Raw genomic sequence first — 14,686 nt, 5'->3', positions numbered from 1 at the left:
ATCGTTACCAAGTCAACTAAAGGTATAATCTAATTGTACTATTTTGTCTGTAAAAAAGCCCGGCGCTGGGCCGGGCTCTAGTTGCACAGACCGTCACGTCTACTGCAGCAGGCAAGAAAAACGATAGGGGTCCATGAAGGGAATGTCGTCATCCATGGGGTCATATGCGGGCTGCGGTTGCGGGGCCGGTTGTTGTGGTCGCCGCTGTTGCTGCGCCTGGTTGGTGCCGTCCTGGTTCTGCGGTCTACCCCCCAGCAGCTGCATGGTGCCTTGCATGTCTACGACAATTTCTGTCGTGTAACGCTTGATACCGTCCTTCTCCCATTCGCGGGTTTGCAGCTTGCCTTCGATGTAGACCTGTGAACCTTTGCGCAGATACTCGCCGGCAATCTCGGCCACCTTGCCGAACAGGGATACCCGGTGCCGCTCGGTTTTTTCGACCTTCTGCCCGGTTTGCTTATCTGTCCATTGCTCACTGGTGGCCAAGCTCAAATTGGTCACGGCGTTACCGTTGGGAAGGTAACGAACCTCGGGATCCTGACCGCAAGTCCCTATTAGAATCACTTTGTTTACGCCACGGGCCATGATGGAAACTCCTTTTAGATGCCCCGGCGTACAGGGGCGGCGGGGTGGTTTTAGTATGCGTCGCCTTCGAAGCAACCGCACGGGCACGTCTGTTCATCAAGGCCGTGTTGGCAATAGCCGTTCTCGGCGTCCTCCTGTTCGCGTGCGGCATTTTCGCTTGCATTCATGTAGCCATATTCGCGGGCATACACGAAAACTTCCGCGAACTCGGGGGCTGTTTCGTCTGTGCCGAACTCGGCCTCGACACCCGCGCAAAAGAAGTTATGCACGACAGTTTCGTACGTCGAACCACGCTTGCAAGCGTCAGAGAAGATCGCGTCGAACTTGGCTTTCATGTCGTCGATATTGGAAGTCATCGGCTTAGAAATACCTTTGGCAAAAGCCAGGAAGTCATCAGTGGTCAGCCAGTTGTGAAAGATCGGGGCGGTGGTTTGAAACTGGGTATGAGTGTTCATTGAAAGCTCCTTCGCGATTTGCCTGGGCGGTTGCCGCCGCTGGTTCCAAGCTGCCGAAGCAGGATTGCTTCGACGGAGAAATTATCTCAACAAACACAAACATAGTAAACTATAAGTATCATCCAATATGACTATTTATTTACTTTTTCGCATGCGAGAATAGGCCATTCCGCTCGACTATGTGTCATATATATAATACACTTATACCCATGAAAACGATTATCCAAACCGCCACTTACATGACTTGGGAACGCAAACTGCGTGACAAGAAGGCCAAACTGATTATCGCGGCGCGGGTGCTGCGGGTAGCCCACGGGTTGGTCGGTGACGTGCAGCCAGTAGGTCAAGGCGTCAGTGAGTTGCGAATTCATCATGGCCCCGGTTACCGGGTGTATTTCCAGCAGCGCGGCGATCAGCTGGTCCTATTGCTCTGCGGTGGGGATAAAAGCAGTCAGGCGCGGGATATAGAAACCGCTAAAACTCTGGCAAGCCAGTGGAGTGCAGACGAATGAAAGAACCAATTTACGAATACGATCCAGCGGAATTACTCACTGACGCGGAATCTATCGCCATCTTTATGGCTGATGCTTTCGAATCGGGGGATGCCTCCTTTATCGCGCAAGCGCTGAGCGTGGTAGCTCGCGCCAAAGGCATGACCTCAATTGCAGAAGAGGCAGGCGTCACCCGCGCACACCTCTACAATCTGAAAAACGGCAATCCGACATTGAAAACCATGATCGGCGTGATGCGTGCGGTAGGCCTGGACATGACAGCAAAACAGCACGTCGACCTAGCCAACGGGTAAACGTTGCGCTGACTCAAACCCGCCGTTGTGCGGTTTTTTTTCAAAATGTCTTGCCGACGCCGCTCTGCCGGGCTGCTCAGAGGCCGAGTGTTGGGCGCGGGAAATAAACGCTTTTCAAAGCAGCAGCCGCAGGCTGCATCAAAACTCTTGGGACTGGAGCGCGCTGCCGGTGGTGGGTCTGCTCGTCAGCTTCGGAAGGTCGCGGTAAGCCCGGACTATCCAGAGCCTGGCCGCGTGCAAGGGGTCGTGGAATACCGCAGGCGCGAAGCGACAAGGATATGCCGCGAAAGCCCCTTGTAGGCAAGGCCGGGCGGCGGATAGGCCATTGGGGCGATCCGCTACCTTCCGATGATGATGAGCCTACCTGGTGATGCGGAAGGACCGGCAAGCGGAGCGCGCAGGCCGGAGACGTGAGGATCGAAGCCCGAAGGGCCAAGACCTGGCGCGCTTTTGGCCAAGGCTTGGTTCACGAGAGCCGCCCCCCGAAGGGGGCACGCCTGCAGGTTGTCGTTCCTTCCATCACTTCCCGCTGGCTGTCGCGTAAAGGCTGGATTACTGTACATGCAAACAGTATTCCGGTGATTTATGAAAGTCGTAGCAATCCAGCCTCTCTTGGGATCTGGCGTCCCGCTTCAACTGTTGTCCTGCACCGCTGCCGGTGGATTTCCCAGCCCAGCGGCTGATTATTACGAACCGCCCATTTCGCTCGACGAACTGTTGAACATTCGCGCACCACATATCTGGATCGTGAAAGTCGAAGGCGAGAGCATGCGCGATGCCGGAATTTTCACCGGAACCCGTTTGATCATCGACCGGACAGTGACGGCGTGTTCCGGACACATTGTGATGGCGTACGTCGACAACCAACCCGTGGTAAAGCGGCTGGCCAAGTCAGCTGCAGGGTGGACACTCGAATCAGCAACCCCGACATACAAGGCCGTCACTCCCGACGAATACAGTACGAAGTGTTTGGCGTCGTGACTTGGAGTCTGTCGCCTCATGAACTTTGAACCCCGGCGACCTGTGTTCAGCCTGGTCGACGCGAACAAGTTTTACTGCAGCTGCGAGCGCATTTTCCGGCCCGAGCTGAGGGGTAAACCAGTGGTGGTTCTTTCGAACTCGGATGGCTGCATCGTTGCTTGCACCAATGAGGCCAAGGAGCTTGGTTTGAAGATGGGAGATCCTTATTTCAAGATCCGGGCATTTCTGGAGCGCAACGGTGTTGCAGCGTTCAGCAGCAATTACACGCTCTACGGCGAGTTATCGCACAGGATGGCAATGGCTACAGCGTCCCTGGTCAGTGCCGTGGAACAGTATTCAATTGATGATGCCCTGGGTTATGTCCTCTCTCTGAACCTCTATCGACGGCAGCTCACCGTGGCACAACGGGCTTTGATCGCTGCCGAGCTGTCCTCACTGCGCGGGAGTAGCACTATCACTGTTGACCTGGAGAAGGCCGCCGGGCAGGAGCTGTGCCTTTGTTGTGGATGTAGCAAAGAGGCTGGAGAATCGGGTGAAGGCAAAAATGCAGGCCCGTGATGCTGAGGAGACGTGAGGGTTGGGATTTTCTGGAAGGGTGATTTCATAGGTTAAAGCCCGAACAGAAAAGGAGTACCCAACATGCAAACACCTCAGGACGACACCGTAATGGATTTTGGCCCGAACCTCTTCGGTGGCGAGGGTGGCTCCGCGTCCATCCCTTCCGCTGATGATGCAGATGCTACGAACGAGGCCCTGGAGGGTGCGGCGAGTGTTTCTCATCAGATGACTGAAGGTTGTATCGAAGAGAAGACAGCCGAGGCCGGCAGCGTCCAGGCTGGTGGTAACAGCGCTCCCTCGAGCAGCGATGTTGCACCTGGCGTGAACACTCAACAGGCGCCACTCAAACCAAGGCAGGGAAGTCCGAAGTATATGCTGCTTCAACCTTACTGTTGAGGGTATGCGCGAGAGCCATTTCGCAAACCTCTCGCTGGTGATCGGTTTCTTCCGCAGCCCACGTCCGAAAAGTAGATCTGAACCCATGCGGTACGACGCCATCGACCTGGAGCTGAGCGAGCACCCTGGCCATGGCATTGCCGGGAATGGGGCCTGTTCGCCAGGAGTTGAGAAATATCCACTTGTCATGCTTTCCGACCTGCTGCCGTAGCACCTCGAGCATTTGCTCGGTAAGGGGTACCCGGTGAGCCTTGCCCGCTTTCATGCGTTCTGCTGGGATGTACCAGATTTTCTCTTCCCAATCTATTTCCGGCCACTGGGCCCCGCTCACCTCTTGGTTACGGGTCGCAGTCAGAATTGCGAATTCAACAGCACGAGCTGCTGCCCCATCCAGGGAATCGAGCCTAGCCAACAGCTCGGCAGTGCGTAAAGGTGTCGGAGACGGGAAGGGGACTACCGTATGCGATTGCTTGGGCAAGAGCTTGTCGAGATGACCACGCCACCGTGCGGGGTTTTCACCTTGCCGAAGCTTCAGTGCCTTCGCTGCATCGAGCACGAGCTCTATGCGATTCCGGACGCGGTCAGCCGTGACGGGGGTCTTGCTCCAGATCGGCGTCAGCACATCCAGGATATCGTCCGTGTCGACCTCGGCTATCCGAAATCCGCCTATGACAGGGTAGACATGCTTCGTGAGTGAATTCTGCCATTGCTGGTGATGCTTCTTAGACCAACTCGACGAATGCGTGCGTATGTACCTTTCCGCCGAAGACCGAAACGTGTGGCTCGTTGTCGTTCGTGAGGCTTTGGCGGCTTTGGCCTTCGCACGCTCAGCGGCTGGATCGACGCCACGGGCGATATCGAGCCGGTACTTGTCAGCCTCCAGCCGTGCGTCTCTGAGGCTCAAAGCAGGGAATGTCCCCAGGCGCTATCAGGGTTTTCCTGACCCTACTGCCAGCGCCACGGTACGCAAGACATTGCGGGGTATTGAGCGGGTGCACGGGCGGCCACGGCAAAAAGCCAAAGCCTTACTGTTGGAGGATCTCGAGCTCATCGGAGCGTTCCGGCGCAGCGACCGTGGCAGCCAGGGCGAATTCAACCGGTCGTCGCAACACTGGATTGTTGGATAGATTTTAGATACTCATTCAGTGCTTCGGCAGGTGTTTTCCAACCGAGTGTTTTCCGGGGTCTCGTGTTCAGCACACGAGCTACGGATTGGATCTCCTGGGCTCCCCATCGAGACAGATCGGTACCTTTCGGGAAGTATTGCCGTAGAAGACCATTCGTATTTTCGTTCGTACCGCGCTGCTATGGACTATGGGGGTCGGCAAAGAAAACCTTTACTCCGGATTCGATTGTAAATCGAGCGTTATCTGATAGCTCTTTACCTCGATCCCATGTCAAAGATCGCCACAGTTCGACAGGAAGGTCACTGTTTTCTTCAGTGCGCTGGACATGCTAACAGCCCCGTAGCCAGGTGCAAGCGGGCTGCGTAAGATCACTGTCGACCGTATTGATCAGCTCGGATTTCTTCTCAATCAGAAAACAGGTCGAACATCAGTTGCCGCAACCAGATATTGGCGAGGTCCTGGTGGTATTTCGCATGCCAGAACATGTTGATGGCGATTTCCGGCAAGGCGACTGGGTGCGGCAAGACGCTCAGACCGAAGGGCTCTACGCAGCAGTCGGCGAAACGTATCGGCACAGTGGCGAGCAGCTCGGTGCGCTGGAGTATGTGGCCAACGGCGACGAAGTGCGGCACCTCCAGGCGGATGTCGCGCCGGATGCCGGCCTTCGTCAAGTATGTGTCCACCTCGCCGTGGCCTGTGCCAGCGGCGATGACACGCACGTGGCCATAGGAACAGAAGCGCTCAAGAGTCAGGGGTTCGCGGGTGGCCGGATGGTCCTTGCGACACAGGCACACGTAGTGATTGTGGAGCAGCCGGCGCTGGAAGAAGCCAGTCTGCAGGTTGGGCAGCAGGCCCACGGCTAGGTCCACTGTGCCGTTCTGCAAGGCTTGCATCAGGCTCATCGAACTGTCGCGCACGGTGCTGATCGCGCAATTGGGGGCTTGAAGAGTAATCGCATCCATCAGCCGCGGCATGAAGTAGATCTCGCCGATGTCGGTCATGGCCAGGGTGAAAGTACGCTCGCTGGTCAGCGGATCGAAGCGCTCATGGTGCTGCAGGGCTTCGCGCAGGGCGTGCATGGCCAAGGCGACGGGCTCGGCCAAGTTCGCGGCGTAGGGTGTGGGTTCCATACCCTGGTAGGTGCGCACGAAAAGTTGGTCCTGTAGCGCTGTGCGCAGGCGTTTCAGCGCATTGCTGACAGCAGGCTGGGTCAGGCCCAGGTTCTCGGCAACGATAGAGACGCGTCTGCAGACCAGCAGCTCGTTGAACACCACCAGCAGGTTTAAATCCAGATCACGCAGTTCCATGGAGCCTCGCTCGGGTTATGCCGGCGTCCCGCCTGGCAGGCAGCAATATTCACGCTTATAATATATTGTATAGTGGTCGGTGTCTTTATCAATATTCTTTACTCCGTTATGGTTATTAACAGTCAACTGTAAAACCATCATGAGTACCAGCATGAAAAACAATAAACCTGGCTTGCGCATCGGTATCATCGGCGGCGGGATTTCCGGCGTTGCCTTGGCTCTGGAGCTCTGTCGCTACTCCCATCTCCAAGTACAGCTGTTCGAGTGCGCGCCGGCTTTTGGTGAGGTCGGTGCAGGAGTTTCCTTTGGCCCCAACGCGGTGCGCGCCATTGTCGGCCTAGGCTTGGGCGAGGCCTACTTGCAGGTCGCCGACCGTACCTCGGAGCCCTGGGAGGACGTGTGGTTCGAGTGGCGGCGCGGCAGGGATGCCAGCTATCTGGGAGCGACCATCGCTCCGGGCGTGGGCCAGTCCTCGGTACACCGGGCGGATTTCCTCGATGCCCTAGTAAATCACCTCCCAAAAGGTATCGCCCAATTCAGGAAGCGCGCCACACAGGTCGAGCAAAAGGGGGGCGAAGTGCAAGTGCTATTCGCCGACGGCACAGAGCACCGCTGTGACCTTCTAATCGGTGCCGACGGAATCAAGTCAGCGCTGCGTAGTCATGTGCTGGAAGGTCAGGGGCTGGCCCCACAGGTACCGCGCTTCAGCGGCACCTGTGCCTATCGGGGGATGGTCGACAGCCTACACCTGCGCGAAGCCTATCGAGCCCAGGGCATCGACGAGCACTTGGTGGACGTACCGCAGATGTACCTAGGGCTTGACGGCCATATCCTCACTTTTCCGGTGAGGAATGGCCGCCTCATCAACGTTGTGGCCTTCATTTCCGACCGTAGTGAGCCGAAGCCGAACTGGCCCGCGGATGCCCCTTGGGTGCGCGATGTGAGCCAGCGAGAGATGCTCGATGCCTTCGCGGGTTGGGGTGATGCCGCGCGCACCCTGCTGGAGTGCATCCCGGCACCAACTCTCTGGGCACTGCACGACCTGGCGGAGCTGCCGGGCTACGTGCACGGGCGGGTCGTCCTGATCGGCGACGCAGCTCACGCCATGCTGCCGCACCAAGGCGCCGGTGCCGCCCAAGGACTTGAGGACGCCTACTTCCTCGCCCGCCTGTTGGGCGATACCCAAGTCGATGCAGACAACCTCGCCGAGCTGCTTGAAGCCTACGACGACCTGCGCCGCCCTCGTGCCTGTCGCGTGCAGCGAACCTCCCGGGAGACCGGCGAGTTATACGAGTTTCGCGACCCCGTCGTAGGTGCGAACGAGCATCTGCTGGGGGAAAACCTGGCGACCCGCTTCGACTGGCTGTGGAGCCACGACCTCGACGCCGACCTGGCCGAGGCACGTGCGCGCCTGGGTTGGGAAAATGGTAGCCGGGGTGTGCTACGTCAAGGGTGACAACGTTGATAACGGTCGCGGATTCGAGGGCAAACAATTCGATTGCGTCCTGGACGTCGGCTATGTGGTGGAGAGGGGCTCGCTTAAGGGGCTGAGCGTCAGGAGTGGAATGTCACTACGGGTTCCAACCACCAGGCTGACGTCGATGAGAACCGCTTGATCTTTAACTACACGTGGAAGCTTCTAAGCATGGGCGGCCTACCGGCCCTAGCGTCAGTGGGCCGATACCACAACCGCATCCTAAACCTAATATAGTTTCCTTGCATGCTGCGCCGCTGAGCGCCGCTGGACGTGACAATGCACAACAGTAACAAGATGCCTTGCTCGTTCCGTTCCACCTTCACCGTCAGTGCTCTGGCATTGGCCCTCAGCATTTCACTGGCGAGGGCGGTCAAGGCGGCCGAACCGATCAAGATTTGTCTTTTGATGTCCTACATCGGCACCGTCGCGGCCCAAAGTGAAGCTACTCCGGCTCTGCCTTGGTTGAACGGAGGAAGATATGTCAGAGGCCTTTGAAATCACTGTGCAGCCTGGCGGAGAGCGATTTGCCTGTCAGCCGCTGCAATCAGTGTTAAGTGCAATGGAGACGCAGGGTAAGCAATGCTTACCAGTGGGCTGTCGTGGTGGCGGTTGTGGCTTGTGCAAGGTGAGGGTTCTTGCCGGTGACTACGAGTGCGGGCGTGTGAGCTGCAAGCACCTGCCGGTAGAAGCCCGCGAACAAGGCTACGCCTTGGCCTGCCGACTGTTTGCCCGGAGCGATCTATGTATCGAGCGTTATTCAAAGCCTGGCAGTGAAAACACGGTCGATCCACAATAATAAAGAGAATAGGTGATGTCATGAAGAAAGGTGTAATGCGCCCAGGGCACGTGCAACTGCGTGTACTGGACATGGGTAAGGCGTTGGAACACTACATCGAATTGTTGGGCCTGATCGAGATGGATCGTGACGACCAGGGCCGTGTCTATCTGAAGGCCTGGAGTGAGGTTGACAAATTTTCTGTAGTGCTACGCGAAGCTGATGAGCCAGGTATGGATTTCATGGGTTTCAAGGTGGTAGATGAGGTGTCTCTCCAGCAACTTGAGCAGGATCTGCAGGCACATGGCTGTTCCGTCGAACAGGTACCGGCGGGGGAGCTCAATAGTTGCGGTCGGCGTGTGCGCTTCCAAGCCCCCTCAGGGCATCACTTCGAGTTGTATGCTGACAAGGAATACACTGGCAAATGGGGTGTGAATGAGGTCAATCCCGAAGCCTGGCCACGCGATCTGAAAGGTATGTCGGCGGTGCGTTTCGATCATTGCCTGCTGTATGGTGATGAACTACAAGCCACTTATGAGTTGTTTACCGAGGTACTCGGCTTTTACCTGGCCGAGCAAGTGGTCGATGCCGAGGGTATACGCCTAGCACAGTTTCTAAGCTTGTCGACCAAGGCCCACGATGTGGCTTTTATCCAGCATGCGGAGAAGGGTAAGTTCCATCATGCCTCATTCCTCCTCGATACCTGGGAGGACGTGTTGCGCGCTGCCGACCTGATCAGCATGACCGACACCTCGATCGATATCGGCCCGACCAGGCACGGCCTGACCCACGGCAAGACCATTTATTTCTTCGACCCGTCCGGCAACCGCTGCGAGGTGTTCTGCGGCGGGAACTACAACTATCCGGATCACAAGCCGGTGACTTGGTTGGCCAAGGATGTGGGCAAGGCGATCTTCTATCACGACCGGGTGCTCAACGAACGATTCATGACCGTTATGACCTAAAGGCCCAGCTCGACTTATTGCAGAGATTACGCAGATGAAAGAGATCAAGCATTTCATTAACGGTGCCTTTGTCGGCTCGGCCAGCGGCCGCACCTTCGAGGACATCAACCCGGTCAATGGCCAGGTGATCGGCCGCGTCCACGAGGCCGGCCGCGCCGAGGTCGACGCTGCGGTCAAAGCTGCCCGTGCCGCGCTCAAGGGGCCCTGGGGGAAGATGACGGTGGCCGAGCGCGCTGACATTCTGCATCGCGTGGCCGATGGCATCACGGCCCGTTTCGACGAGTTTCTCGAGGCCGAATGCCTCGACACCGGAAAGCCAAAATCCCTGGCCAGCCATATCGACATCCCGCGTGGGGCGGCCAATTTCAAGGTGTTCGCCGACCTGCTGAAGAATGTCGCCAACGAAGCCTTCGAGATGGCCACCCCGGATGGCGCCGGTGCGCTCAACTACGGCGTGCGCCGGCCCAAGGGGGTGATCGGGGTCATCAGCCCGTGGAACCTGCCGCTGCTGCTGATGACCTGGAAAGTCGGACCGGCCCTGGCCTGCGGCAACTGCGTGGTGGTCAAGCCATCCGAGGAAACTCCGCTGACCGCCACCCTGCTCGGCGAGGTGATGCAGGCCGCCGGCGTACCGGCGGGCGTGTACAACGTGGTGCATGGCTTCGGCGGCGATTCGGCCGGGGCCTTCCTCACCGAGCACTCGGACGTCGACGCCTACACCTTCACCGGTGAGACCGGCACCGGCGAAACCATCATGCGCGCTGCGGCCAAGGGCGTGCGCCAGGTGTCGCTGGAACTGGGCGGGAAGAACGCCGGCATCGTGTTCGCCGACTGCGATATGGACAAGGCCATCGAGGGCACCCTGCGCTCGGCCTTCGCCAACTGCGGCCAGGTCTGCCTCGGTACCGAGCGACTGTATATCGAGCGGCCGATCTTCGACGCGTTCGTCGCCCGACTCAAGGCCGGTGCCGAAAGCCTGGTGATCGGGCCGCCGGACGACGCCAGCAGCAACTTCGGCCCGCTGGTCAGCCTCAAGCACCGCGAAAAAGTCCTCAGCTATTACCAGCAGGCAGTCGATGACGGCGCCACCGTTGTCACCGGCGGCGGCGTGCCGGAGATGCCGGCGCACCTGGCCGGCGGCGCCTGGGTGCAGCCGACTATCTGGACTGGCCTCTCCGACAATTCGGCGGTGGTCACCGAGGAAATCTTCGGCCCCTGCTGCCATATCCGCCCGTTCGATACGGAAGAGGAGGCCATCGAACTGGCCAACAGCCTGCCCTATGGCCTGGCGTCGGCGATCTGGACCGAGAGCAGCTCGCGCGCCCACCGCGTCGCCGGGCAGATCGAGGCCGGCATCGTCTGGGTCAACAGCTGGTTCCTCCGCGATCTACGCACCGCCTTCGGCGGCAGCAAGCAGTCGGGCATCGGCCGCGAAGGGGGTGTGCACTCGCTGGAGTTCTACACCGAGCTGAAAAACATCTGCGTGAAACTCTGAGGCGGCCATGACTGCATCCCTGAAGGCACCCCCGCAAGCAGCGGAGCAGGCTCCGGAACCTAGCCCCGAGCTGGGTCGCGAGATCCTCGCCGCAGGCTGGCGCACCAACTTGCTGGAGCAGGGCAGCGGCTTTCCGCTGCTGCTGATCCACGGCTCCGGCCCTGGCGTCACCGCCTGGGCCAACTGGCGCCTGGTCATGCCGCAGCTGGCCCAGAATCACCGGGTGCTCGCCCCGGACATGCTCGGCTTCGGTTACAGCGAGCGCCCGGCAGATGCTCACTACAGCCTCGACACCTGGGTGCTGCATGCCCTCGGCGTGCTGGATGCCCAGGGCATCGCCCAGGCCGACCTGGTCGGCAATTCCTTCGGCGGCGCCATCGCCTTGGCCCTGGCCGTGCGTCACCCCGAGCGGGTGCGCCGGCTGGTGCTGATGGGCAGCGTCGGCGTGCCCTTCGAGCTCACGTCGGGGCTGGACGCAGCCTGGGGCTACAGGCCATCGCTAGCTAATATGCGCGCGCTGCTCGACCTGTTCGCCTTCGATCGCGGCCTGGTCAGCGAAGACCTGGCCGAACTGCGTTACCAGGCCAGCATACGCCCGGGCTTCCAGGAATCCTTCGCCGCCATGTTCCCGGCCCCGCGCCAGCGATGGATCGAGGAGCTGTGCAGCGACGAGCGGGCGATCCGCGCGTTGCCCCACCCGACCCTGGTGGTGCATGGCCGCGAAGACCAGATCATCCCGCTGCAGGCTTCGCTGACCCTAGCGCAGTGGATTCCCAACGCCCAGCTACACGTCTTCGACCAGTGTGGCCACTGGACCCAGATCGAACACGCCGAGCGTTTCGCCCGCCTGGTCGAGGATTTCCTCGCCGAGGCCGCCCCCCTTTCCTGAGAGAGACAAGCATGGACCAGATATTGATCAACGAGCTCGGCGACGAGCTGTATCAGGCGATGCTCAACCGTGAAGCGGTCAGCCCGCTGACCGAGCGCGGTTTCGCCATCGGCATCGACGACGCCTACCACATTTCCCTGCGCATGCTCGAACGCCGGCTGGCCGCCGGCGAGAAGATCATCGGCAAGAAGATCGGCGTCACCAGCAAGGCGGTGCAGAACATGCTCGGCGTGTATCAGCCAGACTTCGGCTACCTGACCGATGCCATGGTGTTCAACAGCGGCGAGGCCGTGCCGATCAGCCAGCGGCTGATGCAGCCCAAGGCCGAGGGCGAAATCGCCTTCATCCTCAAGAAGGACCTGATCGGCCCCGGCGTGACCAACGCCGACGTGCTGGCCGCCACCGAGTGCGTGATGCCCTGTTTCGAGATCGTCGATTCGCGCATCCGCGACTGGAAAATCAAGATCGAAGACACAGTAGCGGACAATGCATCCTGCGGCCTGTTCGTGCTCGGCGACACGGCAGTGTCGCCACGCCAGGTCGACCTGGTTACCTGCGGCATGCTGGTGGAGAAGAACGGCCAGTTGCTCAGCACCGGCGCCGGTGCCGCGGCCCTGGGTTCGCCGGTCAACTGCGTGGCCTGGCTGGCCAACACCTTGGGCCGCTTCGGTATCCCGCTGAAGGCTGGCGAAGTGATCCTCTCCGGCTCGCTGGTACCCCTGGAGCCGGTCAAGGCCGGCGACTTCATGCGCGTCGAGATCGGCGGCATCGGCAGCGCCTCCGTGCGCTTCACCTGATCGAACAGAGGACAAACCCATGAGCAAGAAACTCAAGGCGGCCATCATAGGCCCCGGCAATATCGGTACCGATCTGGTGATGAAGATGCTCCGTTCCGAGTGGATTGAGCCGGTGTGGATGGTCGGCATCGACCCCAACTCCGACGGCCTCAAACGCGCCCGCGATTTCGGCATGAAGACCACAGCCGAAGGCGTCGACGGCCTGCTCCCGCACGTGCTGGACGACGACATCCGCATCGCCTTCGACGCCACCTCGGCCTATGTGCATGCCGAGAATAGCCGCAAGCTCAACGCGCTTGGCGTGCTGATGGTCGACCTGACCCCGGCGGCCATCGGCCCCTACTGCGTGCCGCCGGTCAACCTCAAGCAGCATGTCGGCCGCCTGGAAATGAACGTCAACATGGTCACCTGCGGCGGCCAGGCCACCATCCCCATGTCGCCGCGGTGTCCCGCGTGCAGCCGGTGGCCTACGCCGAGATCGTCGCCACCGTCTCCTCGCGCTCGGTCGGCCCGGGCACGCGCAAGAACATCGACGAGTTCACCCGCACCACCGCCGGCGCCATCGAGCAGGTCGGCGGCGCCAGGGAAGGCAAGGCGATCATCGTCATCAACCCGGCCGAGCCGCCGCTGATGATGCGCGACACCATCCACTGCCTGACCGACAGCGAGCCGGACCAGGCTGCGATCACCGCTTCGGTTCACGCGATGATCGCCGAGGTGCAGAAATACGTGCCCGGCTACCGCCTGAAGAACGGCCCGGTGTTCGACGGCAACCGCGTGTCGATCTTCATGGAAGTCGAAGGCCTGGGCGACTACCTGCCCAAGTACGCCGGCAACCTCGACATCATGACCGCCGCCGCGCTGCGTACCGGCGAGATGTTCGCCGAGGAAATCGCCGCCGGCACCATTCAACTGCCGCGTCGCGACATCGCGCTGGCTTGAGGAGTAGCACCATGAATTTGCACGGCAAGAGCGTCATCCTGCACGACATGAGCCTGCGCGACGGCATGCACGCCAAGCGCCACCAGATCAGCCTGGAGCAGATGGTCGCGGTCGCCACCGGCCTCGATCAAGCCGGTATGCCGCTGATCGAGATCACCCACGGCGACGGCCTCGGCGGTCGTTCGATCAACTACGGCTTCCGGCCCACAGTGACGAGGAGTACCTGCGCGCGGTGATCCCGCAGCTCAAGCAGGCCAAAGTCTCGGCGCTGCTGCTGCCCGGCATCGGCACCGTCGACCACCTGAAGATGGCCCTGGACTGCGGCGTCTCGACTATTCGCTGGCCACCCACTGTACCGAGGCGGATGTCTCCGAGCAGCACATCGGCATGGCGCGCAAGCTGGGGTCGACACCGTCGGCTTCCTGATGATGGCGCACATGATCAGCGCCGAGAAGTCCTGGAGCAGGCCAGCTGATGGAAAGCTATGGTCCAACTGCATCTACTGACCGACTCGGCGGCTACATGCTGCCTGATGAAGTCAGCGAGAAAATCGGCCTCCTGCGCGCGAGCTGAACCCGGCCACCGAAGTCGGCTTCCACGGCCACACAACATGGCATGGCTATCGCCAACTCGCTGGCGCCATCGAAGCCGGTGCCGCGCGCATCGACGGCTCGGTGCGCCGGCCTCGGCGCCGGTGCGGCAACACCCGCTGGAAGTGTTCGTCGCAGTGTGCAAACGCATGGGCGTGGAGACCGGCATCGACCTGTACAAGATCATGGACGTGGCCGAGACCTGGTGGTGCCGATGATGGATCAGCCGATCCGCGTCGACCGCGACCCCTGACCTGGCTAGCCGGGGTGTACAGCTCGTTCCTGCTGTTCGCCCAGCGGCCGAGAAGAAATATGGCGTGTCGGCCCGCGACATCCTGGTCGAACTGGGCCGGCGGCACCGTCGGTGGCCAGGAAGACATGATCGAAGACCTCGCCCTGGACATGGCCCGGGCCCGTCAGCAGCAGAAGGTGAGCGCATGAACCGTACCCTGACCCGCGAACAGGTGCTGGCCCTGGCCGAGCACATCGAAAACGCCGAGCTGAATGTCCACGACATCGGCAAGGTGACCAACGATTTTCCC

General features: G+C 60.1%; 17 protein-coding genes and 3 pseudogenes. 15 read left to right on the top strand and 5 right to left on the bottom strand.

Annotated elements, in window-relative coordinates:
* Positions 1 to 99 precede the first annotated feature (99 nt).
* Positions 100 to 585, bottom strand: coding sequence for a single-stranded DNA-binding protein (locus tag BLW70_RS00100; protein WP_011117439.1), 486 nt, complete (start codon positions 583 to 585; stop codon positions 100 to 102).
* 50 nt (positions 586 to 635) lie between these two features.
* On the bottom strand, positions 636 to 1,040 hold the full coding sequence (locus tag BLW70_RS00095; RefSeq protein ID WP_011117438.1) for a hypothetical protein: 405 nt from the start codon (positions 1,038 to 1,040) through the stop codon (positions 636 to 638).
* Between the two features lie 209 nt (positions 1,041 to 1,249).
* On the opposite strand from BLW70_RS00095, the gene BLW70_RS00090 reads away from it, so the two are divergent.
* From BLW70_RS00090 to BLW70_RS31260, 4 genes are all read left to right on the top strand, one after another.
* On the top strand, positions 1,250 to 1,552 hold the full coding sequence (locus BLW70_RS00090) for a type II toxin-antitoxin system RelE/ParE family toxin (protein WP_011117437.1): 303 nt from the start codon (positions 1,250 to 1,252) through the stop codon (positions 1,550 to 1,552).
* Positions 1,549 to 1,845: an addiction module antidote protein gene (locus BLW70_RS00085; RefSeq protein WP_011117436.1), complete on the top strand. Its 297-nt coding sequence runs from the start codon at positions 1,549 to 1,551 to the stop codon at positions 1,843 to 1,845. Before BLW70_RS00090 ends, BLW70_RS00085 begins: the two co-directional genes overlap by 4 nt.
* A 585-nt stretch (positions 1,846 to 2,430) precedes the next feature.
* Positions 2,431 to 2,826, top strand: a complete 396-nt coding sequence (locus BLW70_RS00080; protein WP_011117435.1) for a LexA family protein — start codon at positions 2,431 to 2,433, stop codon at positions 2,824 to 2,826.
* 18 nt (positions 2,827 to 2,844) lie between these two features.
* Positions 2,845 to 3,384: a Y-family DNA polymerase gene (locus tag BLW70_RS31260; protein WP_011117434.1), complete on the top strand. Its 540-nt coding sequence runs from the start codon at positions 2,845 to 2,847 to the stop codon at positions 3,382 to 3,384.
* 343 nt (positions 3,385 to 3,727) lie between these two features.
* On the opposite strand, the gene BLW70_RS00065 is transcribed toward BLW70_RS31260, so the two are convergent.
* The 3 genes and pseudogenes from BLW70_RS00065 to nahR form a co-directional block, all read right to left on the bottom strand.
* Entirely contained in the window at positions 3,728 to 4,684 is a 957-nt protein-coding gene (locus BLW70_RS00065) for a tyrosine-type recombinase/integrase (RefSeq protein WP_011154427.1), read from the bottom strand.
* A gap of 188 nt (positions 4,685 to 4,872) precedes the next feature.
* Positions 4,873 to 5,264, bottom strand: a pseudogene (locus BLW70_RS00055) (IS30 family transposase); the annotation flags it as partial.
* A gap of 47 nt (positions 5,265 to 5,311) precedes the next feature.
* Positions 5,312 to 6,214, bottom strand: a complete 903-nt coding sequence (gene nahR, locus BLW70_RS00050; protein WP_011117383.1) for an HTH-type transcriptional activator NahR — start codon at positions 6,212 to 6,214, stop codon at positions 5,312 to 5,314.
* Positions 6,215 to 6,365: 151 nt separating this feature from the next.
* Between nahR and salA the strand changes: the two genes are divergently transcribed.
* From salA to BLW70_RS31330, 11 genes and pseudogenes are all read left to right on the top strand, one after another.
* Positions 6,366 to 7,670: a salicylate 1-monooxygenase gene (gene salA / locus BLW70_RS00045; protein WP_011154425.1), complete on the top strand. Its 1,305-nt coding sequence runs from the start codon at positions 6,366 to 6,368 to the stop codon at positions 7,668 to 7,670.
* A gap of 499 nt (positions 7,671 to 8,169) precedes the next feature.
* Entirely contained in the window at positions 8,170 to 8,487 is a 318-nt protein-coding gene (locus BLW70_RS00035) for a 2Fe-2S iron-sulfur cluster-binding protein (protein WP_011117432.1), read from the top strand.
* A gap of 20 nt (positions 8,488 to 8,507) precedes the next feature.
* The gene (locus BLW70_RS00030; RefSeq protein WP_011117431.1) at positions 8,508 to 9,431 is read left to right on the top strand and encodes a catechol 2,3-dioxygenase; all 924 of its coding nucleotides are present in this window, start codon (positions 8,508 to 8,510) and stop codon (positions 9,429 to 9,431) included.
* A gap of 34 nt (positions 9,432 to 9,465) precedes the next feature.
* Positions 9,466 to 10,926 carry a 2-hydroxymuconic semialdehyde dehydrogenase gene (locus BLW70_RS00025; protein ID WP_011117430.1) on the top strand — a complete coding sequence of 487 codons (1,461 nt, stop codon included), beginning with the start codon at positions 9,466 to 9,468 and terminating at the stop codon, positions 10,924 to 10,926.
* Between the two features lie 7 nt (positions 10,927 to 10,933).
* Positions 10,934 to 11,815, top strand: a complete 882-nt coding sequence (locus tag BLW70_RS00020; RefSeq protein WP_011117429.1) for an alpha/beta fold hydrolase — start codon at positions 10,934 to 10,936, stop codon at positions 11,813 to 11,815.
* Between the two features lie 11 nt (positions 11,816 to 11,826).
* Positions 11,827 to 12,612 carry a 2-oxopent-4-enoate hydratase gene (dmpE, locus tag BLW70_RS00015; protein WP_011117428.1) on the top strand — a complete coding sequence of 262 codons (786 nt, stop codon included), beginning with the start codon at positions 11,827 to 11,829 and terminating at the stop codon, positions 12,610 to 12,612.
* A gap of 19 nt (positions 12,613 to 12,631) precedes the next feature.
* Positions 12,632 to 13,554 (top strand): annotated as a pseudogene (locus BLW70_RS00010) (acetaldehyde dehydrogenase (acetylating)).
* A gap of 11 nt (positions 13,555 to 13,565) precedes the next feature.
* On the top strand, positions 13,566 to 13,790 hold the full coding sequence (locus BLW70_RS30945) for a hypothetical protein (protein ID WP_083383318.1): 225 nt from the start codon (positions 13,566 to 13,568) through the stop codon (positions 13,788 to 13,790).
* 374 nt (positions 13,791 to 14,164) lie between these two features.
* Positions 14,165 to 14,362: a hypothetical protein gene (locus tag BLW70_RS30940; protein ID WP_235864978.1), complete on the top strand. Its 198-nt coding sequence runs from the start codon at positions 14,165 to 14,167 to the stop codon at positions 14,360 to 14,362.
* Positions 14,363 to 14,411: 49 nt separating this feature from the next.
* Positions 14,412 to 14,585, top strand: coding sequence for a hypothetical protein (locus tag BLW70_RS30935; protein ID WP_268877098.1), 174 nt, complete (start codon positions 14,412 to 14,414; stop codon positions 14,583 to 14,585).
* A pseudogene (locus tag BLW70_RS31330) lies at positions 14,582 to 14,686 on the top strand (4-oxalocrotonate decarboxylase); the annotation flags it as partial. The gene BLW70_RS30935 and the pseudogene BLW70_RS31330, both read left to right, overlap by 4 nt.

Origin of the sequence: Pseudomonas frederiksbergensis (assembly GCF_900105495.1) — a bacterium.
In the GTDB taxonomy this organism is placed as follows: domain Bacteria; phylum Pseudomonadota; class Gammaproteobacteria; order Pseudomonadales; family Pseudomonadaceae; genus Aquipseudomonas; species Aquipseudomonas frederiksbergensis.
The sequence above is the reverse complement of the archived record's forward strand: the minus strand, read 5'-3'. Positions and strand labels throughout refer to the sequence as shown.